Origin of the sequence: Sorangium sp. So ce381, assembly GCF_051473845.1 — a bacterium.
GTDB classification, from domain to species: domain Bacteria; phylum Myxococcota_A; class Polyangia; order Polyangiales; family Polyangiaceae; genus Sorangium; species Sorangium atrum.
Window position 1 is genome coordinate 551,118 of sequence record NZ_CP150336.1, and the last position, 23,886, is coordinate 575,003.

Sequence of the window (23,886 nt, forward strand, 5' to 3'; positions counted from 1 at the left end):
GCTTGCATCCAGGGCGCTGGAGCTGCATTGATCCGGGCGATCGCCGCGGTCATGGGGGCCTCTCCCGTGCGACGCCGCGGCGACGGTGCGACAAGGTGGTCAATCGCCCGCGCTGCCCGCGAGTTGAGAACGAGATGGGAGACACCAGGTGAGCACGACCAAAGCGTCTCTTGGGACCCTGTTCCTCATGCTCTCCCTGGCCGCGCCTGCGCTCGGGCAAGAGGCGGCGCCGCGGCAGCCCGTCACGGACAAGACGAAGGAGCGTTGGGCGAAGAGCCAGGGAGGCCGGTTCGGGTTCGAGATCGACGTCCTCAGCTCGTCTTACCAGCGGGAGATCGCGGCGGCGAGCGGCGAAGAGGCCTCCGTCGAGGAGTCGTCGCGGCTCGGCGTCGCCATCACCGCCGCCACCCAGTACAAGCTCTTCGCGGGTCTCCACCTCGACGCGGAGATCCCGTTCGTCTACGGCGACGTCTCGGGCCCCCAGTCCACAGACCTGTTCGGCAGGCCGTTCTCGAGCAGCGCAGGATACAGCCAGTTCTTCATCGGCAATCCCACGTTCGGCCTCCATTACGCTGCCAACGCGCTGCCCATCCTCGCGCTCTTCGGCGGCATGAGCTTGACGATCCCGCTCCACCCGCACCCGGGCACGGAGCTCGAGGTCGCGTCGGTGGCGAATTTCCCCGCGCGGGCTTACTTCGATGCGCAGCGCGTGCTGCTCGCGCACTGGGCCTTCCGGGCGCGCGTCGGGACCGAGATCAACGTCGGCAAGGTCCTGTTCCTCACCCACGATCTCGCGAGTCAGGTCTTCTTTCCGACCCGGGACGGGGAGGACACGAAGACCGTGATCGAGCAGGGCAACGAGATCGCGTTCCGCCCGTTCGGCAGCTTCGGCATCGGCGTGCGCCTCCAGGCGGCGTTCCCTCTCTCCTCGACCAACTCGGCCCAGCTGGCGGCGGAGCCGTTCGTCGACTGGGAGCCGCTCGTGAAGGGCTCCTTCACCCGCGTCGGCGCGCTTGTCGCGCTCGACGACGACCTCGGCTTCGGCCTCGATCAGGGGAAGGTCGCGACCATCCGCGTCGCCCTGGGCAGCAAATGGTAAGGAGCGAGCGCCGCACGGGCGAGCTATGCTGAGCGCCCCGTGATGACGACCCCTAGCCCGAGCCGCGACCTCTGGGTCGGCGTGCCGCGGCCGAACCCTGCTGCCCGACTTCGCCTCTTCTGTGCGCCCTATGCGGGCGGCGGCTCCTCGATCTACAGCACCTGGTGGCGCGAGCTTCCCGCGCACACGGAGCTCTGCGCGATCAAGCTGCCCGGCCGGGAGGCGCGCATGAGCGAGCCGCCGTTCGAGCGCCTCACGCCGCTCGTCCAGGCCCTCGCCACCGCGCTCGAGCCATGGCTCACGAAGCCGTTCGCGCTGTATGGCCACAGCCTCGGCGCGCTCGTCAGCTTCGAGCTCGCTCGCGAGCTCCGCCGCCGGGGTGCTCCCCTGCCGCGCCACCTTCTCGTGTCGGGCCGGCGCCCGCCTCACCTTTCCGGCTCGGATCCGCTCCACGGCCTGCCCGAGCCCGCGTTTCTGGAGCGGATCCGCCGCATGGGGGGCACGCCCGACGAGGTGCTGCGCGAGCCGGAGCTCCTGGCGCTCTTCCTGCCCCTCCTGCGCGCGGATGTCGCGGTCAACGAGGCTGAGACGTTCGTCCCGGGAGCCCCGCTCGAGTGCTCGATCTCCGCGTTCGGGGGTCTCGACGACGAGCGTGCGGAGCGCGCCGAGCTCGAAGGCTGGCGCCATCACACGCGCGGGGCCTTCCGGGTCGAGATGTTCCCCGGCGGGCACTTCTTCCTGCGGAGCGCCCGGGAGCCCCTCCTGCGGTCGATCTCGGCCGTCCTCGACGACGTCGAGCGCGCGCTCCCCGCGTGACGGCCGGCGCTGGGTGGGTGTTGAGCCCGGGGCGGTAGCCATGCAAAGAAGGAGCGCCCCGCAGCCTCTCTGCCTCTCTGATTCCCCGGAGACCCCAACGATGACCGATTTCCAGTACCAGGACATGCTCCCCCTCGGCCATGACGAGACCCCGTACCGCCTCGTCAGCCGCGACCATGTCTCGACCTTCGAGGCCGCCGGCTCGACGTTCCTCAAGGTCGAGCCGGAGGGGCTCACCCTGCTCGCGCGCGAGGCGATGCGCGACATCGCCCACCTCCTCCGGCCCGGTCACCTCGCGCAGCTCGCGCGGATCCTCGGCGATCCCGAAGCCTCCTCGAACGATCGCTTCGTCGCCCTCGAGCTCCTCAAGAACGCGAGCATCGCCGCGGGGGGCGTGCTCCCGTCGTGCCAGGACACCGGCACGGCCATCGTCATGGGCAAGAAGGGCCAGCTCGTCTTCACGGGGGGCGGCGACGAGGCGGCGATCGCGCGCGGCGTCTTCGAGACCTACCGCGCGCAGAACCTCCGCTATTCGCAGCTCGCGCCGCTCGACATGTACCGGGAGGTCAACACGAACGACAACCTCCCGGCGCAGATCGAGATCTTCGCGACGGACGGCGACGCCTACAAGCTCCTGTTCATGGCGAAGGGCGGCGGCTCCGCGAACAAGAGCTATCTTTACCAGGAGACCAAGGCGCTCCTGAACCCGGAGAGCCTGCTGTCCTTCCTCGAGGCGAAGATCCGCGCGCTCGGCACCGCGGCGTGCCCGCCGTACCACCTCGCCATCGTCGTCGGCGGCACGTCGGCCGAGTACACGCTCAAGGTCGCGAAGCTCGCCTCGGCGCGCTACCTCGACACGCTCCCGGCCGAGGGCAACGCGCGCGGGCGCGGCTTCCGCGACCGCGAGCTCGAGCAGAAGGTGCTCGAGCTCGCGCAGCGGACGGGGATCGGGGCGCAGTTCGGGGGCAAGTACTTCTGCCACGACGTGCGGGTCATCCGCCTGCCGCGCCACGGCGCCTCGTGCCCTGTCGGTATCGCCGTCTCCTGCTCTGCGGATCGTCAGGCGCTCGGCAAGATCACGCGCGAGGGCATCTTCCTCGAGCAGCTCGAGACCGATCCCGCGAAGTACATGCCCGACACGACCGACGCGGATCTCGAGGGTGAGGTCGTGAAGCTCGACCTCCGCCGTCCCATGCGCGAGATCCGCGCGGAGCTCTCGAAGTACCCCATCCGCACGCGGCTCTCGCTGAGCGGCCCGATGATCGTCGCGCGCGACATCGCGCACGCGAAGATCAAGGAGCGCCTCGACCGCGGCGACGGCATGCCGAGCTACCTGCAGGAGTTCATGGTCTACTACGCCGGCCCCGCGAAGACGCCCGCGGGCTACGCCTCCGGCTCGTTCGGGCCCACAACGGCCGGCCGGATGGACGCGTATGTCGACCTCTTCCAGGCGAACGGCGGCAGCTACGTCATGCTCGCCAAGGGCAACCGCTCGCCCGCGGTCACCGCGGCGTGCAAGAAGCACGGCGGCTTCTACCTGGGCTCGATCGGCGGCCCGGCCGCGCGCCTCGCGAAGGACTGCATCAAGAAGGTCGAGGTGCTCGAGTACCCCGAGCTCGGCATGGAAGCCGTCTGGAAGATCGAGGTCGAGGATTTCCCCGCCTTCATCGTGGTGGACGACAAGGGCAACGACTTCTTCGCCGACATCAACAAGCCGGCCGGCCGGAAGCTCGACGTCACGGGCTGACGTCCGGAGCCCGGGGATCGCGGCCGGGCAGCTCCCCTCGGCCTCCAGCGCCGGCGCGGCCGCGGGCGGGCCGCCCGCCTTCTCCATCCGTGCCAGACCTTCCAGGGCCTGCGCAAACTCGGCGCCGGCGGCGCAGCAACAGCGAGGGTGACTGGCGACGACGTCCCCTCCGGATCGGCGTCGAGGACCCGATTCCATCCGCTCCCGATACGGCTCATCACCTGCTCCCCTGCCGCCGTCGCCCGGATCAGCGCGGGTGACCGAGGCAAATGGTCACATTCGAGGCGTCCTGGCTCCTGTTCAGCCCGGTATCGGCTCGGCGAGCGCTGATGGGGCCGCGGTCCGCGGGGGCACGGTCCATGCTTTGACCTCGTGCGGAAGGAGCTGAGCATGACAGTTCGACCTGATCGCGCGGTGTCTCATGGCCATGTCGACGCTGGGCACCACCGTTTCGAGGATCGGCACGGTGGTCCCCATGGGGCTCGCCATCACCTGGAGGAGGATCGTTTGGAGCGGCTGGTGCGCGCAGCGCAGGAGGTCGCTGGTCAAGCAGAGCGTCGAGAGCGCGAGAAGCGCAGCGACGCCGGCCAGGAGGCGAGGCCGGGCGACGGCGGCGTCAAGTCGCGGCCGGCGCCGAGGAATCCGAGCATCGCCGACCTCGAGCGCGCGGACAACGAGGGGATGCTGCCGCCGGGGGAGACGTGATGAGCGCACGCGCGATGAGCCTCGATGGGCTCGTCGATCGGCTGGTGCCGAGCGCGCTCCGCCCCGCGGAGCGCGCGCCCCTCGCCCCTGCGCTCGACGCGGAGGTACGGCACGTGGACACGTGGAGCGCGGGGCGCCTCGCCTATTACGTGGACACCCGCGCTGCCGGGCGCCCCGTGGTGCTCGTGCACGGGGTCGACGCGGCCGCCTCGTCCAGGGAGATGGCGCCCCTGTTCGATGCGCTCCGCGGCGAGCGGCCGGTCTACGCGCTCGATCTTCCCGGTTTCGGCCTCTCGGAGCGAGCGGACCGCGTGTACGATCGCGAGCTCTACCGCGCCGCGCTGCGCCGCTTCCTCACGGACGTGGTCCGCGCGCCGGGCGGCGCCGACGTCATCGCGCTCTCCCTCTCCTCGGAGTTCGCCGCCGCCGTCGCCTGCGAGGAGATGAGCATCGTTCACAGCCTCGTGCTCGTGTCCCCGACGGGGCTCGGCCGCGAGCCTCCCGGCGCGAGCGCCCTCTTCCGGGCTGTCTCGCGCGTCCCCTACGTCGCGGAGGCGCTCTTTCGCGTGCTGGCCGCGCCGCCCAGCATTCGCTGGTTCCTGAAGAAGAGCTTCGTCGGCGCGCCGGATCCGGGCCTCGTCGACTATGCCATCAGCGCGTCGAAGGAGCCTTTTGCCCACCGGGCCCCCCTCGCGTTCATCGCCGGTGACCTGTTCACGGACGACGCTCTCCAGCGCCTGTATGCGCGTCTGCCCGTCGCCACGCTGATCCTCCACGACCGTGACCCCTATTCGCGCTTCGACCGCCTCGGCGAGCTCACGCAGCAGAACGCGCGCGTGGAGGTCGCCCGCATCGCGCCGACGCTGGGTCTCCCGCACTTCGAGCAGCTCGACGCCACGCTCGATGCCGTGCGCAGGTTCTGGGCGCAGGACCCTTGGTAGATCTCCTCCACAGAACGACCAGGACAGCCTTGTAGAGAGCTCCGCGCAGGGCGGACGTCGATTTCCTGCGGAGCCCCAGGCGCCGCAGGGAAGCCGAGGTCGTCGGGCCTGCTCGGAGCCGCCGCCCTCGAGGCCAAACATGTATGCGCCATTACTGACTGGCCCCGTCTTGGGCCAGCGGGCCTGTGTCCCGCTGGCCTTGTGCGACCCCGAGGAGGGTCTCGAGGATCGACCTGCGACACGCATCCAGTTTCACCGCTCGTGAAGCGCTTGGTGTACAATAGAGCGGTGACCGAACACCGGGTGACCCGACAGGGGCATCATGTGTGTGTGGTCACGTGCTTGCCGGTTCGATCGTGGCCATTTCGTTAGGGCCATGACATCCACAGCCTGGGCGGGGGTGTCCTGGCGCAGCAATCCGGCGATGGAGCGCTGCGCCAGAACGCTGCGATGTGCCATCGATGAGCCATGATGGATGGCCAGGCGATGGAGCAATGCGGCACGCGTCTCTACAGGGGGCGCGGATTGTTTCCAGGCGTAAAAGTCTTTGCAAACTCCAGGTCAACGGGCTAATTAAGCTCTTATAGCGGGGGATGTCGTGAATGCAGGCGGCCAAACCATCTCTTCGACCCAGCAAGCGAGCAACAGCTTGCTTGGTCGATACCGCCTGATTGCAAAATTAGGCCGTGGGGGGATGGCAGATGTGTTTCTGGCCGTCTCCCGCGGGCCCGGGTCGTTCAACAAGCTTGTCGTTGTGAAGTGTCTCCGCGTCGGGATGGCGGATGACCCGCGCTACGTCCTGATGTTCCTGGACGAGGCCAAGCTCTCGGCCCGGCTCAATCACCCCAACGTCGTTCAGACCTACGAGATCGGGGGCGAGAGCGGCGGGTACTTCATCGTGATGGAGTACCTCGAGGGCCAGCCGCTCAAGGACGTCGTGAGGGCGGTGGTGAGCGGCTGTCCTGGCGCCGCGAGCTTCACGCGGGGGGCGTGGGTCAGGACGATCGTCGAGGCGCTGCGCGGGTTGCACTACGCGCATGAGCTCGCGGACTTCGATGGCGGTCTGCTCGGCGTCGTTCACCGCGACGTCTCGCCGCACAACATCTTCATCACGTACGACGGAGCTGTGAAGATCGTTGATTTCGGCGTCGCGAAGGCGGCCCTCAACGATGCGCACACCGAGAGCGGAACCTTCAAGGGCAAGATGGCCTACGCCGCGCCCGAGCAGGCGATGGCGAGCGCCGACGTCGACCGGCGGGCCGATATCTTCGCCATCGGCATCGTGCTCTGGGAGCTCCTTGCGATGCGGCGGCTGTTCGATGGCGACCACGTCGCCGTGATGCACCAGCTGCTCACGCGGGACATCCCGCGGCTCTCCACCGTCGTGCCGGACATCGACCCGGCGCTCGATGAGATCGTGGCGAGGGCCCTCCAGCGGGATCCGGATCGGCGGTTCGCCACCGCGCAGGAGATGGGCGACGCGCTGGAGAGTTACCTGCGGGCCTCGGGCGAGGACGTCCGCACGGAGCAGCTCGGCGCGAACGTGCTCGAGATGTTCGCGGAGAGCAGGGCGCTCGTGCGCCAGCAGGTCACCGCGCAGTTCGAGTACCTGTCCTCGCTGGACGTCGCGGGCGACATCCAGCGCGCCTCGATGGTCGGAGAGTTCCCCCGAGCCTCGATGGTCATGGGGATGAACCGCTCGATGTGGCCCTCCGCGACCGCGGCCGGTCTACCCCTCCTCAGCGATAACAGCCACAGCCTCCCCGCCAACCACCAGCACGAGCCCACGGCCGTCGACCCGGGCAGCCTGGGCGCGACGGTGGGGCGCGCCTCGTCCTGGCGGCAGCGTGGGTATCTCGCCTCTGCGCTCGGCGTGGTCGCGCTGCTCGCCGCGGGGGCCTTCGCGATGTTCCGCGATCGCTCGGTGGAGCCCGTCGCGTCGGAGCAGCCTGCTGCCGTGTCCACGGCTGCGACGGCGCTCGAAGCGAGCCCGATGAAGGCCAAGGTCACGATCAAGAGCGAGCCCGCGGACGCGAACGTGAGCTGGAACGGGACCATGCTCGGCAAGACGCCCCTCAGCGTCGAGCTGCCTCAAGGGATGCAGGTCGTCGTCGTGTCCAGGGCCGGTTGGGTCGACGTGTCGATCTTCCTGCAGCTCTCCGCGTCGGACGTCATCGAGCGCACCGTCGCGCTCCGGCGTCAGGACGTCAGCACGATACCGTCCAATTAGGGCTCTCGTTTCCCTGTGAATTCCCCCGAAAAATTCGGGGGATACTTCAAGTCCCGGCCCTGAGGACCCGCATGGAGGGCGCTGCCCTGGCGGCGAGGCGGCGGACTTCTCGACCGAGCCAGTCGAGGAAATCGTGGTTCCACGGAGGCCCGTCGGGCCAGCGTTCGCGTATGCGGTCGGCGAGCTCTAGATCCCAGCTCCCGTAGAGATCCACGAGCGCGTCATGCGCCTTGCGGCCGGCCAGCGCTTCAGGCGCCCCGCGAGGCTCGCCTCCGTGCGCGAAGGCGTCATCGCAAACATAGTAGTTGCACGTCGCCGCGCGCCGCTCGGGGGGGATGGTGCAGCCCTCGTGACCATGGAAAGCGCACCTCTTGGGGAGCGCTCGGCCATCGCTGTCCTGGGGCTCGACCCGCAGGATGAGCAGGCCGCGCTGGCCCGGGCGCAGGTTGCCCGCGGCCATCTGCTCGAGCAGCCAGCCTGCGCCGCCGAGCGAGACGATTCGCCCGATGTCCGACCACTCGACCCCGGGCGGGCTGGCGCAGCAGCCGGTCGGGCCCTGCGGGCATGAGCCGCACAACGTCGAGTGCAGCCGCGTGTGCATGCCCGCGAGCTCGAGCCGGATCATCGCGCCACCAATGCTCCGAGAATAACGGCGCCTGCCGCTGCGTCCAGCGTCGCTGGCGCATCCAGAGGTCGGGAAGAGAGGAGAGGAAGAGATAGAGAGCCCGGAGCAACCTATGCTCTGGGCGTGATCAGGCGCTCCAGCCCGCGCAGCGGGATGTCCAGCCAGTCAGGTCGGTTGTTGAGCTCGTAGCCGACCTCGTAAATGCACTTCTCGAGCATGTAGAAGTCGATCAGGAGCGTCGTGTCCGCGTCGCTCGCGGGCACGTACGGCGCCGTCTCGTCGGCCCGCGGCTCGGCGGTCGCCTGAGCGCGCGCGACCGTCTCCATGTATCCGGCGAGGTAGCTCGCGGAGATCCACGCCACCCAGGCGTCGGTCCACGGCTTGAGGACGGCGACGTCCTCGGGCCGGAGGCGAGCGTCCCGGAGCGCCGAGGCGCCGGCGTAGTCGAACGAGCGCAGCATCCCGCCCACGTCCCGGAGCGGGCCACGCTTGTAGCGGCGCTCGCTCAGCGGTCTCGCCGGCTCCCCCTCGAAATCGATCAGGATGAAGTCGTCGCCCGTCGAGAGCACCTGGCCGAGGTGGAAGTCGCCGTGCGTCCGGATGCGGGGGATGTCGAACTTCCTCGACACGATCTGCTGGAGCTTCGCGTTGATCTCGGCCTCGCGCGGCAGCATCGCCGACACGTGCTCCCGCACGCTCTCGGGGAGCGAGCGCTCGCGCTTCCTCAGCAGCGCGAAGGTGCGCGCGAGCATGCCGTGCGCCGACTGGAAGATCGACTGCTGGTGCAGCGTCGTGAACGACTGCTGCCCGAACGCGGGGTCCTTGCTGTGCTTGCCGAGGGTGAGGTGGAGCTGCGCGGTGCGCACGCCGAGCAGCCGCATCCTCACGAGCTCGGTGCCCATCAGCTGGTTCACCACCGGGGGCGGCGCCGCGCGCGACGCGTCGACGAGCGTGCCGGCCGGCATCGGCGGCGCGCTCCCCTTCACCGACCCCTCGTCGGTGAGCACCCGCTCGAAGAAGCGGTTCAGCGCCTCGAGCGTGCTCGTCCACGCGTCGGTCTGGCTCCGCACGTACTCCTGGAGCATCGCCACCGTGGTCGCCTCGCGACCGCGGCCCTGGTACTCGATCACCCCGGCGATCCGCGGCGTCGCGGGGAACTGCTCGTCCGTCAGGAACCTGCCGATCTCGAGCTCCGGGTTGATGCCCTCCTCGACCTGCCGGAAGATCTTGAGGAGCAGCTTGTCGCCGTAAATGATGGTCGTGTTGCTCTGCTCGCTCTCGGAGATGCGCGCCGGGAGCTCTCCGTCCTCGCCGAGCGACTCGAGCGTCGTCCCGAGCGGCAGCGCATGGAGCTCGCCGGCCGTGCCCGTCGCGACGCCCCGCGCCCGGATCGCGGCGAGGATCAGCGCGGCGAACTCCGGGGTCGTCAGCGCGTCGTACAGGATCCCCTCCGGCGCTGCCGCGCTCTCCGGCTCGGGATCGCGGATCGTGACGTCCGCGATCACCGCGTGGCGCGTGCGCGTCGCGAGCGTCCGCGCGTAGTCGCCCGTGGCGAAGCCGATCGGCACGACATACGTGTCCGGCGAGCCGTCCGTGTACTCGACGCGCACGAGCAGGAGGTAGTGCTCCGCCGCGGTCTGCTCGCCGCGGAGGATCGGGATGACGTCCGCGAGGGTCGTGGCGCGCCGCGTGCGCGCCTTGCCGCGGAACCAGCGCCGCGCCGCGATGAACTTGCCGAGCGCCGGCTCGAGCACCCTGCGCCCCTCCGGGGAGAGGAGCGTCCGCCACGAGCCCTTCGTCGAGATCGCGGGCGCCGCCTCGGCGTCGCCGGCGGACGTCGCCGGCGTCGCCGGCTCCAGCGCGAACCAGAAGAAGTCGTGCGGCCCGAGCGAGAGGGAGTAACCGCGGCTCGTGATCTCCGGGAAGCGGCTCCTGCCGAACAGCTCGACAGGCACCATGCCCTCGAAGCGCGCGAGGTCGAGCTCGACGTGCTGGGCGTACCGAGAGAGGTTCGCGACGATGAGCAGCCGCTCGTCCGCGTGCGCGCGGATGAACGCGAGCACCTTGCTGTTGTCCGGGTGCAGGAACTCGATCGTCCCGCGGCCGAGCACCTTGTTCTGCTTGCGAAGGGTGATGAGCCGCTTCATCCACCAGAGGAGCGAAGCGGGGTTCTGCTGCTGCGCCTCGACGTTGATCGCCTCGTAGTGGTACTCGGGATCGATGATGATCGGCAGATAGAGCTTCTGCGGGTTCGCCCTGGAGAATCCGGCGTTCCGATCGGCGCTCCACTGCATCGGCGTGCGCACCCCGTCGCGATCGCCGAGATAGATGTTGTCGCCCATCCCGATCTCGTCGCCGTAGTAGAGGACTGGGGTCCCCGGCAGCGAGAAGAGCAGGGCGTTCATCAGCTCGATCCTGCGCCGCGTCTTCATGAGCGGGGCGAGCCGCCGGCGGATGCCCAGGTTGATCCGCGCCGTGTGCTCCTGCGCGTAGACGCGGTACATGTAGTCCCGGTCCTCGTCGGTCACCATCTCGAGCGTCAGCTCGTCGTGGTTCCGGAGGAACGTCGCCCACTGACAGCTCTCGTGGACCACGGGCGTCTGCTTCAGGATGTTGACGATCGGGAAGCTGTCCTCGAGCTCGACCGCCATGAACATCCTGGGCATGAGCGGGAAGTGGAAGTTCATGTGGCACTCGTCGCCGCTCCCGAAGTACGCCGCGGCGTCGGCGGGCCACTGGTTGGCCTCCGCGAGGAGCATGCGATCGGCGAAATTCGCGTCGATGTGGCGCCTGAGCTTCCGCAAGAACTCGTGCGTCTCCGGCAGGTTCTCGCAGTTCGTCCCTTCGCGCTCGTAGAGGTACGGCACGGCGTCGAGCCGGAGCCCGTCGACGCCCATCTCCAGCCAGAAGTCGACCACCTTGAAGACGGCGGCGTGGACGTCCGGGTTCTCGAAGTTGAGGTCGGGCTGGTGGGAGTAGAAGCGGTGCCAGTAATAGGCGTTGGCGACCGGATCCCAGGCCCAGTTCGACGTCTCGAAGTCCTTGAAGATGATCCGGGCGTCCTTGTAGCGGTGCGGGGTGTCGCTCCACACGTAGAAGTCGCGCCAGCGCGAGCCCTTGGGCGAGGTCCGCGCCCGCTGGAACCACTCATGCTCGTTCGATGTGTGGTTCAGGACGAGCTCGGTGATGACGCGGATGTCGCGGCGGTGCGCCTCGCGCAGGAGGCGGGCGAACTCGCGCCGGGTCCCGTAAGACGGGTTGATGTTGGCGTAGTCCGCGATGTCGTATCCGCCGTCGCGCAGCGGCGAGGGGTAGAAGGGCAGGAGCCAGATCGCGGTGACGCCGAGATCTTGGAGGTAATCGAGCTTGTCGACGAGCCCCTCGAAGTCGCCGATGCCGTCCGCGTTCGAGTCGCTGAACGCGCGGACATGGACCTCGTAGATGATAGCGTCCTTGTACCAGAGGGCGCTGCCTTCGACGGGAGGGGGCTTTTGATCCTGGCTCATGGCTGCTCCGGCGATGCGCGTAGTCCGCGCGACGACGCCGGGCGCACAGGATGCAGCGGATCGGGCCCTGTGCGGCGTGAGCACGCCGCCCGGGCCAGAGGTGGCCAGGAGGCAAGGCACGCTGCGGAGTCCGCCACTGGGCGCGCGCTGCCGTCCCCGCGCGGGTGACGCGGATCACGTGTATAGTTTAACTACTCGGGATTGCAAGACCACGCGTGCCCGACTTCGGTAGCACGCCGTGCGCGCGGCGCAAAGCGGCGCGGTTGCGTTTCGCTTCCATCCGTCTGCACTCCGTTTGCAACCGCTTGCAACCGCTTGCAACCGCTTGCAACCGCTCGCATCCGCTCCCATCCGGTTGCCTCCGTTTCCGCAGGGTTTGCAACCGGCGCACTGTCGAGATCGCTGCTTCGTGAGCTCGACCCACACGTCGAACCGCAGCCGGTGTAAGAAGCGCTGGCACCTCGTTCTGCGATCGGGCGAGCTCATGCCCATCGAAGGAGCATTCTCATGATGCGTGTCTTCCACGTACTCCCGCTCTCCCTCGCCGCGCTCGGAGCGCTCGCGTGCTCATCGACCCCCGAGCCGACGATCGACCCGAACAACCCGTGCCCTCCGGGCCAGTGGTGCGCCTCCGCCGTGCCGACCACACCGACGACGGCGGTGCCCACGCCCACCACCACCGCCGCGCCCGCGGGCTCCGCCGCCACGCCGATCCCGCCGGTCGCCGCGGTGGCCGCGACGCCGATCCTGCAGGGGATGGGCACGACGGAGGCCCCGGGGATGAAGCCGGACGGCGGGCCGTTCGCGGGGCAGTTCCAGGAGGGCCAGGCGCTCGAGCAGCAGATCAACATCTCGCCCGGCAAGTGCTACACGGTCGTCGGCATCGGCCTCGGGGTCCAGGAGCTCGACATCCAGCTCGTCTCGCAGCCCGCGCCCGCGCTGCCGCCCGTCGTGCTCGCGCAGGACAGCACCACCGGCGCCGCGGCGACGCTCGGCGGCAAGGCCTCCGGCTGCTGGAAGAACCCCTTGCCGATCGGCGGCCCGGGCAAGGTGATCCTCAAGGCGACGAAGGGCGCGGGGATCGCGGCCGCGCAGGTCTTCATCAAGTAGCGCTCCCCGCGCGGGCTGGCCGCGTCCGCCCGTACTCCAAGGAGCGCCGCCGTGCGCATGCCGAGAGGCGTGCGCCTCGCGCGCGACTCTTCTATTCCCGCGGCCTGCGTCCTCCCCTAGAGCAGAACGGATGAGGCCGTGGGCCTCGCGCGCGACTCCATGAGCGAGACCGTCTTCCTCGGCCCCGACGCCAGCAAGACCTGCGCGAGGCCGCGCTGGGAGTGGCTGTCGCCGCGCCTCCCGCCGGACCTCGAGCAGGAGGCGACGAGGCGCGTCGCGTGGATGGCGCTCTGCACGATCGTGGCGGGCGCCCTCGGCTTCCTCGTGTCGGAGCTCATCCCGGGCCTCGAGCTCGGCCCTTACCCGATCCGCGTCGCGGTCTTCCTGCCGTTCATGCTTGTCTCGGCCGCGCTCTTCGTCATCGCGCGGAGGGGGCTCCTGTCGCCGCCGCGGATCGTCGATCTCTCGTTCGCCTACAAGGTCCTGGGCGCCGCGCTGCTCTCGGTCATCTCCAACGCGCAGCCGTGGCCGGAGGGGCCGATGCTGCCGGGATGGCCGCCGGTGGCCGTCTGGGTGCTCATGTTCCCCATCATCGTCCCCGCCCCGAGCGTGCGCACGCTGTTCACCTCGACGCTGGCGATCCTCACCGATCCGGCCTGCCTCTGGGTGCTCGTCCGCTCGGGCTTCATGGAGCCGCCCTCGCGCGAGGCGATGTTCCGCCGGTTCTTCCCGAGCGTCATCGCGCTCGCGCTCTCCGTCCTCGTGTCGCGCGTCGTCTTCGGGCTGGGGCGCAAGCTCGACGCGGCGCGGGAGCTCGGCAGCTACCGGCTCGTCGAGCGGCTCGGCGGCGGCGGCATGGGCGAGGTGTGGCGGGCGAAGCACCGGATGCTCGCCCGCCCCGCGGCCGTGAAGCTGATCCGGCCAGAGGCGTTCCAGGGCGAGCCATCGAGCAACGGCAACGCGAAGGCGCGGTTCGAGCGCGAGGCGCAGGCGACCGCCGCGCTCCGATCACCGCACACGATCGGCATCTTCGACTTCGGCGTCGCCCGCGACGGGTCGTTCTACTACGTGATGGAGCTGCTCGACGGCATGGACCTCGACACCCTCGTCAAGCTGGACGGCCCGCAGCCGCCCGCGCGCGTCGTCCATTTGCTCCGGCAGGCCTGCCACTCGCTCCACGAGGCGCACAGGGCCTTCTTCGTGCACCGGGACATCAAGCCGGCCAACCTCTTCCTGTGCCGCTACGGCGCAGATCTCGATTTCTTGAAGGTGCTCGATTTCGGGCTGGTGGCCCAGCGCAAGAAGGACGCGGACCCCTCCAAGCTGACCGCGGACAACGCGATCACCGGCACGCCCGCGTTCATGGCCCCGGAGGTGGTGCTTGGCGACCGCCCGATCGACGGCCGGACCGACATCTACGCGCTCGGGTGCGTCGCCTACTGGCTGCTCACGGGCGCCCTCGTGTTCGAGGCCGAGACGTCGATGAAGACGATGTTGCTCCACGCGACGGAGGCGCCCGTCGCGCCTTCGAAGCGCGCGGCGCGCGCGATCCCGCCCGCGCTCGATCGCATCGTGCTCGACTGCCTCGAGAAGGATCCCGCGCGGCGGCCGCAGTCGGCGCGCGAGCTGTCCGAGCGGCTCGCCGCGCTCCACATGGACGCCGACTGGACCGAGCAGCACGCGGCGGCGTGGTGGGAGACGGTCGCGCCGCCGTCGCTCTCGGGCCAGGCGGCCAGGGCGGCCGTCGACGCCTTCGGCTGAGCTCCGCGCGCGCCCGGCGCAGGTCCTCAGCGGATGTTGAAGTCGACCGTCATCAGCTGTCCGCCGCGCTCGATCGCGACGGACAGGCGGTTCGCGGTCCGGAGCCGCGCGTAGGCCTCCAGCGCCTTCTGGGGATCGGTGACGTCGAAGCCGTTGATCGACCTCAGGGTGTCTCCGCTCTCCAGCCCGAGCGTCTCCAGCAGCGAGCCTCGCCTGATCCTGAGCTTCAGCCCGACGACCTGGTCACCTCGCCGCTCCGGGATCACCCGGGCGGAGCGCATGAGGAGCGCCTGCTGCTCGAGGATCTGATCGACCGCCGCGCGGTCGACGTTGAACTCCGTGGCGCTCACCCGCCGGATGCGGGCGGCGATCTCCGGCGGGATCGTGTTCAGGTTGTCGTTGCTCCCGACCGGCCTCGCCTGAGGCCGGGGCTGCGGGGCGGGCGCCTCCTCGCGCGCGCCCTTCCCGAGCTTGCCGGCCTTGCCGAGCTGCATCTGGCAGCGCGCGCCGCCCGCGGTGATCCACACGCGGTCCCACGCGATGCGCGTGAGCGTGCCTCCCGCCGCGTCGCCGCCGAGCCGGCGGAGCTGCGTCTGCCCGTCGGGCCCCTCGATGGCCGCGAAGGACCACGCGGCGTCCTGCGACGCCGCGATGAGCACCACGCGTCCGGCGTCGCAGGTCGGATCGCTCCACGGATCGCCGTGCGCCACGGGCGCGCGCTCCTCGGGAGCGCCGCCCGGGGGCCGGAGGAGCGGCCCCGTCGCCGAGTCGAAGGGGTTGCGCTGCAGGATCGCCTCGGCGCTCGTCGCGTGGAGGCCGTCGCGCAGCGCGCGGTGAGGCGCAGGGGGCGTGGAAGAGAGCCTGGCGGCTCTGTCCGGGATGATCGTCTTCCCGAGCAGGTGAGACACCCCCGACGCCTGAAAGTAGGCGGCGGACGCGATCATCGTGCCCGCGATCCACAGGAAGTGGTGCTTTACAGCCGCATCCAGGTCCACGGGTCCTGCTCTTTCTGGGGCTCGATCGCCGCCCGCGCTCGAGGCGGGCGCCGCGCGCACGCCGGCGTGGAGGCGACCGTGCACAATGTCGCCACCGACCCTCCCTCTCGGGACGCGCAGCACCGCGCGTGCCGGCCCGTCGCGCCCGCGCGCCCACCTGGCAGATCGCGCGCCCCGCGCGCGAGCCTGTCGGAGCGCGCGCCTTGACCCGAACGGATCGGCGCGCGTCCACGAGCCGCGCGAGCGCCGAGCGCGCGCCGCGGCGGCGCTCATCGAGAGGGTGATCGGGAGGAGGAGAGTGGGGGCAGCGAGCGCCGGCGGGCGGCTCGCTCAGGGCTTCTTGTCGGGCGCCTTGGCGGCGACCGTCGTCCCGGACTCACCGCGGCCGCGGCGGTAGACCCAGGCGGCGAGGACCTTCCGGTCGCTCGCGGAGAGCTTCTCCTCGAACGCCGGCATGTGGCCTTCCAGATCCTTCGCCATGGCTGCCGGCGGGTAGGCCTTGCCGCTGCCGGGGTTCGTGATCTGCGCCTCGATCCACGCGACCGAGGCCCAGCCGCGGAGCTCGGGGGCGGCCGACTCCTCGTCGTCGGTCTTGCCGTCGAGCCGGTGGCAGCTCGTGCACCGCTGCCGGACCATCTTCTCTCCGGGCGTCCCGGCGCCGGGCTCCCCGCGCGCCTGCCCCTCGAGGAACGCGGCGATCGTCTCCTGGTCGGCCGCGCTCATCGGCGTGAACACCTTCGCCGCCTCGGGATCCGCGGGCGGCTTCACCGCAGACGGCATCATCTCCTTGAACGCCGTCTTGCCGAAGAGGTGGTCGGCGTCGGGATCCTTGAGCACCTCGAGCGCCCAGGCCTTCGTCCCGAACCCCGTGAGATCCGGCGCCGTCTGCTTCTCCTTGGGCGGGCCGAGATCGTTCAGCCGGTGGCAGCTCGCGCACTCCTTCTTGTAGAGGTCCTCGCCGCGCGTCTCCGGGTCGTTCCGGAGCATCGCGAGCGCGCCCTCGGGCGGGACGCCTTGCTTGAACAGCGCCACCGCCCGCGCGGTCCGCGCGGCGCTCTGCGCCTCCGAGCGCTGGAAGGCCTCGTCCTTCGCGTCCTTCACGAGCGACTTCCCCAGCAGGCCGACGGCCCCGAGGCCGATCAAGAACAGCGGCGCGAGCGCCGGCAGCCGCGCGCGGAGCGGGCCGGGCTTCCTGTCGATGAACGGGAGCAGGGCGAGGTACAGCCCGACGACCCCCGGCAGGCCGACGGTCGCGATGAGCTCCAGCGAGCCAGGGAAGAACTTGCGCAGCTCGAAGAGCGGGCGGAAGTACCAGGCGGGGCGGGCGTTGTAGTCGCTGACGGGATCCGCGGGCGCCTCGAGCGGGGCGCCGTGCTCCATGGCCGCGAGATCGAACACGACGACCAGCACGAGCGCCACGGCCACCAGGATCAGGCCGAGCTGCTTCGGGTAGAACCGATCCGCCTTGCCGAGGTCGGCGCCGTGCGGCGCGCCGAAGCCGTGCCTGCGGAACTGCGCGAAGCTCGCGGCGAGCAGCAAGGCCATGACCGCCGGCAGCACGAAGACGTGCAGGCCGTAGAGCCGCGTCAGCGTCAGGTGCCCGAGCGAGCTCCCGCCGATGACGAGCTGCTGCGTGAACGACCCGACCACGGGGACCGAGCCCATGATGCCGGTCTCGACGCGCGCGCCCCAGTAGCCGTCCTGGTCCCACGGGAGCGGGTTGCCCGTGAAGGCGAAGCCGAGGATCACGCCGAGCAGGCCGAGCGTCAGGAACCAGCCGATCTCGCGCGGCGCGCGGTACGCCCCGTGGAGCGCGATCCGCGCCACGTGGATCGCGACCAGGACGACGAGCGCCTGCGCTCCGAAGTAGTGGAGGCCTCGGATGAGCCACCCGGCGCGCAGGGTGAAGTTGATGTGCGCGACGCTGGCCCACGCCGTCGTCGCGCTCGGGGCGTAGGCCGACATGAGCAGCGCGCCCGTGACGGCCTCGATGAGCAGCAGCAGCGCGAGCGCGCCTCCCCACACGTAACCGATGCGCGCGCCGCCAGGGATGGGCTCGTCGAGGAACCGGCGCAGCGGCTCGCGGTGCCCTATGCGCTCGTTCAGCCAGTCGCCGAGGCTCATCCTGCGATCTCCTGGAGGTCGGCGACCCCGTCACGGTAGCGCCGGAAGTCGACCTCGAGCCAGCCGTCGACGACCCTCGTCGCCAGCGGATCCATGGCGCGCGGGGACGGCCCCGTCTCAGGCGCGCCCGACAGGCCGAAGCGCGACGCGTGACACGGGCAGTTGAAGCTCTTCTTGTCGTCGTTGAGCTCGATCCCGCAGCCGAGGTGCGGGCACGTGGCGCTCATCGCGCGGATCTTCTCGCCCTCCCGGATGACCCAGATCGCGCCGAGCATCTGGTCCTTCGCGACCGTGAAGGCGTCGCGCTCCTCGCCGATCACCTTGAGCCGCCGCGGCTCGCCCGGCGGGAGGTCCGCGAGGCGCCCGACCCGGACCCAGCGCTCGCGCCCGCCTGCGGCGCCGGCGCTGCCTGCGGCGGGGGCCGCGATGAAGCTCGCCGCCGGTACGGCGATCGCGCCGGCGCAGGCCAGACCGCCGATCGCCACGAGCGCCTTCAGGGCGCCACGCCGCTCCTCGGGGGCGGGGCCCGCGGACGGCGCGCCGGCGCCCGCGGGCACCCCGTGAGGCCCAGGTTCGTGCGGCAATCCATGTCCCAGGTACCCACCGGCACCAGGTTCCTTTTGCGTCGGCTCTGCCATCTCGTAGGCTCTCCCTCGCTCGCGCCGCTCTCCGAATGCCGCCCAGACTGGAGCGGGACCCTCGGCGGACGAAGCGGACGCAGCATATCGAAAACACAGGCGTAACGTTGAATCCTCGCCATCGCGCACATCGGGGCGATTGCGTTTCGGCCGGCACAGCCGAAAGTTCTCCTTCAGTTGTCCCGATGCCTCGCCCCATCGCCGCAGCGCTCGTGATGTTCGCCGTGTTCGGGGCCTCCGCCTGTGCCGCTTCGCGTCAACCGCCGGCGTGTACGCGTCCCGACCTCAGCGGGTGCGCCATCGAGGACGTCTCGTTCGAGGGCGACGAGGTGATCAGCGGCGACGAGCTCGCCGCGCGGATCGCGACGGCCGAGAGCTCGCGCCTCCTCGCCGGAGCGCTCGAGCCCGTGCCGATCCTGAGCATCTGGGACGCGCTCACGGTCGAGTACGAGCGGTTCGACCGGTTCGTCCTCGAGCGGGACCTGGCTCGCATCGAGCGGTACTACCGCGCGCGCGGGTTCTACGGCGCGCGGGTGCGCGCGGCGCGGGTGCAGCGCTTCGGCGGCCCCGGCAAGGAGGGGCGCGTGCGGGTGCGCATCGTCGTCTCCGAGGGCGCGCCGGTGAAGATCGCGTCGGTGGATCTCGCGTGGCGGGACTGGACCCTGGAGAAGGGCAGGGACATCGACCGGCCGGTGACCGAGGCGAAGGGCGAGCTCAAGGTCGGCGAGCGCATGGACGAGGCTCGGTACGAGGAGCTCAAGAAGCGCCTGCTCCGGGTCCTCACCGACCGCGGCTTCGCCTACGCGAACGTGGAGGGGCACGTCGACGTCGACCTCGTGAAGAACGAGGCGCGCATCCGCTACACGATCGAGCTCGGCCCCGAGTGCAGGTTCGGCAAGGTCAAGCTGGAGGGGCTCGGCGAGCTGCCCGAGGCGCCCGTCAGGACGGCGATCGGCATCGAGGAGGGCGAGCGCTTCTCGACCGCGGAGCTGGCGGACGCAGAGCAGGCGCTCGCCGACTTCGGCGTGTTCGGCGCCGTCGCCGTGAAGCCCGAGCTCGCGCCGCCCGGACAGCCCAGGAACCCGGTCGTCCCCGTGACGTTCTCCGTGCAGCCGTCCGCGCTGCGCGCCGTGAGGCTGGGCGGAGGCGCCGAGGTCGGCTCGCGCGTCGAGGCGCACCTCGTCGCCGGGTGGGAGGATCGCAACTTCCTCGGGGGGCTGCGCCGCTTCAGCGTCGAGGCCCGGCCGGGGCTCGTCTTTTATCCGGTGGAGTTCTCGAACCTGTTCGGCAAGGAGCTCGGGGACACGTTCCGCCTCCTGCCGGAGATCCAGCTCCGGTCCGAGCTCCGCCAGCCCGGGGCGATCGAGCGGCGCACGGCCGCGGTGCTGCGCGGCTCGTTCAAGCTCTACTGCCCGCAGACAGGGGAGTTCTGCACCAAGCCGGACAAGCAGGGCGGCGCCGGCGAGGGGGGGTCAGGAGCTGCACCAGGTGCTGCCCAGGAGGCTCCGGAGCACGCGATCGTCGGCTACCGCGAGTACGTCGGGTCCATCGGCGTCGAGCGGCCCTTCCTGAAATCGGACCTGAACGCGGCCCTCCTCTACAACGTCCAGCTGAACAGCCCGTTCACCTACAATTCGGCGCGGCTGCCCTCCGGGTTCGGGACCCTCTTCATCCCTTACCTCCAGGCGCAGGTGTCCTATGACCGCCGCCTGAACCAGGCGGGGAAGCCCGACAGGGTCACCCCCCATCACGGCTATTACATCGCGCTGGACACGCAGCTGGCCGGCTATCTGGGGTTCGACACCGCGATCGCGGAGGCCCTGGTCGGCGAGAAGGCGCAGGACGAGCGGGACAAGCGGTTTCACTCCGCGCGCGACATCCGCCTTCAACCCGAGTTTCGTGCCTACCTCCCTGTTTCGAGGAGATGGACCCTGGGTTTCCGCTTGATGACCGGGTGGCTGTTCACGGGCCGCTACGGCGACGCCTCCGTGGATCCTGCCCAGTGCGACGCCCTCGCGGGCGTGGACAGGGACCGTTGCCGGAGAGACGTGGGGGCCGACCTTCAGCTGATGCAGTTCCGTGGGTTCTTCAGCGGCGGCGCGACCAGCAACCGCGGATACGGGTACAACGAGGTCGGCCCGCACGCCCGCGTGCCGAGCCTGACAGCCGGCGGCAGCACCGACGAGGAGGCCCCGCTGGTCCCCATCGGAGGCCGTCTGCTGTGGGAGACGAGCCTGGAGCTGCGGATACCGCTCGGCGAGAGCTTCGGTACGGTGATCTTCGCCGACGCCGGCGATGTCACCCGGGAGCACCGGCTGTTCCGCTCGGGAGCGCAGCGCCTGCACCTCTCGGCGGGCTTCGGGCTGCGCTACGTCACGCCGGTCGGACCGCTGCGCTTCGACGTCGGCTACCGCATCCCCTGCTTGCAGGTGCTCGGTGTTTGCAATGAGACAGAAGCAGCAGGCTGGCCCGAGGACGAGCGGCACCCGGGCAAGCTGTTCGATGTGCTGCCTATCGCCGTGAACCTGGCGATCGGCGAAGCGTTCTGACGTGCGGTGATCCGTCCGGCGGGCGACGGAGGGCGGTGGGGCCCGCGCCTCCGGCGCAGGCCGCGGGCGATCAGCCCTCTTCTTCTTCGACGTTCCAGGCGGACAGCGCGGTCATCCCGATGGCGACCGAGCAGAGGCAGCACAGGGCAGGCTCCTCGAACCGCAGCTCGTCGCCGCGCGACCACACGTAGAGGCCGCGCCCGTGGGGCTCGCCCGCGATGGCCCTGTCGCACACGTCGCAGCGGTGCTCGGTTGCGCCTGAGGCTGCTTGACGCGCGCGCAGCGCATTGTCGGCGATCGCGTCGACCGAGACGCAAATCGGATGGGCCAGTATCCCTGTGAGCCGGTAATCCGCACTTGCGGTCCCCTCCGGCGTAGGGCAGGGGTCCAGGTTCGGGGTCCCCTTCAGAGCGCCTTCAATCACATCCACCTCCGGCGGCAGGGCCGAATCTAGCTCAGGCCGAGACGGGACGCACGAGAAGGCTGCGCCTGAACACCATCAGGCCTGCTCCAGGGCGCACATGTGGGCGAACGCGCTGGAACGGTGCGTCATGGACCGCAGGGCGTACCGTTCCAGCGTGCAATAGTGACGGAATTCGGCGGGATCAGGCGCTGGCGGACGCGGCCGTCTCGGCGGCGTCCTGGGCGGCGGCCGAGCGGCTGCCGGCCGAGCGGTCGAGAGCGCAGCTCTCTTCGAGCAGCTCGACCACGTCGAGCTGGCGGATCGACTCCTCCTTGGACTGATCCTTGAGGCCGTCGGTGATCATCGTCTGGCAGAACGGGCAGGCGGTCGCGATGGTCTTCGCCTCGGTCTGGAGCAGCTGCAGTGTCCGCTTGACGTTCACGCGGTCCTTGTTCTGCTCCTCCATCCACATCTGCGCGCCGCCGGCGCCGCAGCACAGCCCCTTCTGCCGGTTCCACCCCTCGGCCTCGACGAGCTGCAGCCCGGGGATGCGCTTCAGGATGTCGCGCGGCTGCTCGTACACGTCGTTGTAGCGGCCGAGGTAGCAGGAGTCGTGGAAGACCACCTTCCCCTCGACCGGCTTGCTGGGGACGAGCTTCTTCTCGGCGACCAGGCCGAGCAGGAAGTCGGTGTGGTGCACGACCTCGAACTTCGCGCCGAAGTCGGGGTACTCGTTCGCGAGCGTGTTGAAGCAGTGCGGGCAGGTCGTGACGATCTTCCGGATGCCGCCCTGCTCCTTGTAGCCGTTCAGGGTCGCGGCGTTCTGCTCGGCGAGCATCGCGAAGAGGTACTCGTTGCCCGCGCGGCGCGCCGGATCGCCGGTGCACGTCTCCTCCTGGCCGAGGATGGCGAAATCGACGCCGGCGGCCTTCAGGAGCCTGGCGGTCGCGCGGGCGATCTTCTTCGCGCGGTCGTCGTAGCTCGCCGCGCAGCCGACCCAGTAGAGCACGGGGGCCTGCGGCTTCTCGGCCATGGTCGGGATCTCGAGCCCCTCGGCCCAGTTGCCGCGGTCGAGGCGCGCGAGGTTCCAGGGGTTGCCGTTGACCTCCATCGCGTTGAACGGATTCCCGAGCTCCGCCGGGAACTCGCCCTTCACGAGGACCAGGTGGCGGCGCATGGAGACGATCTTGTCGACGTAGCTGATCATCACCGGGCACTGCTCCTCGCAGGCCCGGCACGTCGTGCAGGCCCAGAGCACGTCCGGATGGACGACGTTCGCCACGAGGTCGACCGGCTTGTACGCGACCTCGGGGATCGGGACCGGGTTCTCCGGGGCCGCCTGCTCCGCGCCCTCCTGCGTCTCCGCCGCCTCCGCTGCCTGGCCGTCCTGCGCCGCCCCGTCGGTGGCCTGCCCGTTCGCCTGGGCCGCGTGGCCGTCGCCGGCGCCGCGCGGGCCGCCCGGCCTGTTGATGAACTCCCCCTCTCGGCCGTACAGGTGATCGCGCAGGTCCAGGGTGAGCTGCTTGGGGCTCAGGATCTTGCCCGTCTTGTGGGCCGGGCAGTTGTCGCTGCAGCGGCCGCACTCGGTGCACGTGTAGAAGTCGAGGATCGCCTTCCAGGTGAAATCCTCGATGCGCGAGACGCCGACCGGGGCGGCCTTCTCGGGCTCCTCGGCCGCCTTCATGACCATCTCGCCGATCGCCTCGGCGCTGCCCGCGACGAGCGGCAGCCGGCCGCGCGCCTCGATGTTGCGCGTGAAGACGTTCGGGATCGACGTGATGATGTGGAAGTGCTTCGAGTGCGGGAGCAGGTTCAGGAACACGAGCACCAGCGTGACGTGCGTCCAGAACCCGATGTGCGCGAGCACGACGAGCGTCCCCGGGCTGACGCCGCTCAGGAGCACGGCGAACAGCGAGCCCGCCGGGGCCGGGAACAGGTGCCAGCGGATCGCCGCCGGGTCCGCGGGGACGCCAGCGAACGGGGCCGTCACGGTGGCGACGCGCTCGCAGAGCGCCGCGTCCGCGGGGCCGCACGCCGCCGTGGACCAGCGGTGGTGAAGCACCAGCGCGGCGCCGTCATAGAGCATGTCGCTCACCATCATCGTGACGATGATGCCGAGGATGAGGAGCCCCTCGCCGGACAGGGTCATGCGCCGCTCGCGCTTGATCGCCCGGTAGTAGATGAACACGAGCGCGCCGATCACGACCAGCGTGGCCATGACGTCCTTCACGAACTCGTAGATTCCGCCGAGCGGCACCGCGCCGATGCCCGGAAGCCGCACCGGCTCGTGCCCCAGGATCCACAGGTCGAACGACGGGTCGATGCCGCGCCCCCACAGCATCAGCGTCCGGAGCAGGAGAACCAGGAATCCGAAGAAGATGAGCTTATGCGCCAGCCCGGCGAGCGGGTAGTAACCCATCTTCCGTTGCCGGAAGGCGTACTCCCAGGTGCCTTTGAGGCGCTCGGCGATCCGGTCGAGCCGGTTTTCTCCGCGCCCGACCTTGAGGAGCTGCCAACGCCGGCTGGCGCTCCACGCAAAGGCGGCGAAGAGGCCGACGAGCAATGTGAGCATCCACGTGGGATTCATTCGCGGGGCGTCTCCAGGTGCAAAATGGCCACATCTTTTAAGGTGGGCGG

The 23,886-nt window shown here is 70.0% G+C and carries 16 protein-coding genes; 9 read left to right on the forward strand and 7 right to left on the reverse strand.

Annotation, left to right across the window (positions count from 1 at the left end; genetic code table 11):
- Positions 1-148 precede the first annotated feature (148 nt).
- From WMF29_RS02025 to WMF29_RS02050, 6 genes are all read left to right on the forward strand, one after another.
- Positions 149-1,099 (forward strand): hypothetical protein, encoded by a 951-nt coding sequence (locus WMF29_RS02025; RefSeq protein WP_437327224.1) that lies wholly within the window; start codon positions 149-151, stop codon positions 1,097-1,099.
- Between the two features lie 42 nt (positions 1,100-1,141).
- Positions 1,142-1,915, forward strand: a complete 774-nt coding sequence (locus tag WMF29_RS02030) for a thioesterase II family protein (RefSeq protein ID WP_437331073.1) — start codon at positions 1,142-1,144, stop codon at positions 1,913-1,915.
- Positions 1,916-2,015: 100 nt separating this feature from the next.
- On the forward strand, positions 2,016-3,662 hold the full coding sequence (locus tag WMF29_RS02035) for a fumarate hydratase (protein ID WP_437327225.1): 1,647 nt from the start codon (positions 2,016-2,018) through the stop codon (positions 3,660-3,662).
- A gap of 390 nt (positions 3,663-4,052) precedes the next feature.
- A complete protein-coding gene (locus tag WMF29_RS02040; protein ID WP_437327226.1) occupies positions 4,053-4,367 on the forward strand; it encodes a hypothetical protein in 315 nt (104 codons plus the stop codon).
- Positions 4,367-5,308, forward strand: a complete 942-nt coding sequence (locus WMF29_RS02045; protein WP_437327227.1) for an alpha/beta fold hydrolase — start codon at positions 4,367-4,369, stop codon at positions 5,306-5,308. The genes WMF29_RS02040 and WMF29_RS02045 overlap by 1 nt, the downstream gene beginning before the upstream one ends.
- A gap of 598 nt (positions 5,309-5,906) precedes the next feature.
- The gene (locus WMF29_RS02050) at positions 5,907-7,538 is read left to right on the forward strand and encodes a protein kinase domain-containing protein (protein ID WP_437327228.1); all 1,632 of its coding nucleotides are present in this window, start codon (positions 5,907-5,909) and stop codon (positions 7,536-7,538) included.
- Between the two features lie 46 nt (positions 7,539-7,584).
- Here the strand turns inward: WMF29_RS02050 and WMF29_RS02055 are convergent, their stop codons facing one another.
- Positions 7,585-8,163, reverse strand: coding sequence for a hypothetical protein (locus WMF29_RS02055; protein ID WP_437327229.1), 579 nt, complete (start codon positions 8,161-8,163; stop codon positions 7,585-7,587).
- 110 nt (positions 8,164-8,273) lie between these two features.
- On the reverse strand, positions 8,274-11,669 hold the full coding sequence (gene treS / locus WMF29_RS02060) for a maltose alpha-D-glucosyltransferase (protein WP_437327230.1): 3,396 nt from the start codon (positions 11,667-11,669) through the stop codon (positions 8,274-8,276).
- A 507-nt stretch (positions 11,670-12,176) separates the two neighbouring features.
- Between treS and WMF29_RS02065 the strand changes: the two genes are divergently transcribed.
- Complete coding sequence (locus WMF29_RS02065; RefSeq protein WP_437327231.1) at positions 12,177-12,779, forward strand: hypothetical protein; 603 nt, start codon at positions 12,177-12,179, stop codon at positions 12,777-12,779.
- 159 nt (positions 12,780-12,938) lie between these two features.
- Positions 12,939-14,540: a serine/threonine-protein kinase gene (locus WMF29_RS02070; RefSeq protein WP_437327232.1), complete on the forward strand. Its 1,602-nt coding sequence runs from the start codon at positions 12,939-12,941 to the stop codon at positions 14,538-14,540.
- Between the two features lie 26 nt (positions 14,541-14,566).
- Here WMF29_RS02070 and gspC read toward each other — a convergent pair whose 3' ends face one another.
- From gspC to WMF29_RS02085, 3 genes are all read right to left on the reverse strand, one after another.
- A complete protein-coding gene (gene gspC, locus WMF29_RS02075; protein WP_437327233.1) occupies positions 14,567-15,535 on the reverse strand; it encodes a type II secretion system protein GspC in 969 nt (322 codons plus the stop codon).
- 330 nt (positions 15,536-15,865) lie between these two features.
- Positions 15,866-17,659, reverse strand: a complete 1,794-nt coding sequence (locus WMF29_RS02080) for a cytochrome b N-terminal domain-containing protein (protein ID WP_437327234.1) — start codon at positions 17,657-17,659, stop codon at positions 15,866-15,868.
- A complete protein-coding gene (locus WMF29_RS02085; RefSeq protein WP_437327235.1) occupies positions 17,656-18,243 on the reverse strand; it encodes a ubiquinol-cytochrome c reductase iron-sulfur subunit in 588 nt (195 codons plus the stop codon). The genes WMF29_RS02080 and WMF29_RS02085 overlap by 4 nt, the downstream gene beginning before the upstream one ends.
- 239 nt (positions 18,244-18,482) lie before the next feature.
- Here WMF29_RS02085 and WMF29_RS02090 point away from each other — a divergent pair, with 239 nt between their 5' ends.
- Positions 18,483-20,846, forward strand: a complete 2,364-nt coding sequence (locus tag WMF29_RS02090) for an autotransporter assembly complex protein TamA (RefSeq protein WP_437327236.1) — start codon at positions 18,483-18,485, stop codon at positions 20,844-20,846.
- A gap of 70 nt (positions 20,847-20,916) precedes the next feature.
- On the opposite strand, the gene WMF29_RS02095 is transcribed toward WMF29_RS02090, so the two are convergent.
- A complete protein-coding gene (locus WMF29_RS02095) occupies positions 20,917-21,081 on the reverse strand; it encodes a hypothetical protein (RefSeq protein WP_157906386.1) in 165 nt (54 codons plus the stop codon).
- Between the two features lie 370 nt (positions 21,082-21,451).
- On the reverse strand, positions 21,452-23,821 hold the full coding sequence (locus WMF29_RS02100; protein ID WP_437327237.1) for a (Fe-S)-binding protein: 2,370 nt from the start codon (positions 23,819-23,821) through the stop codon (positions 21,452-21,454).
- Positions 23,822-23,886 lie beyond the last annotated feature (65 nt).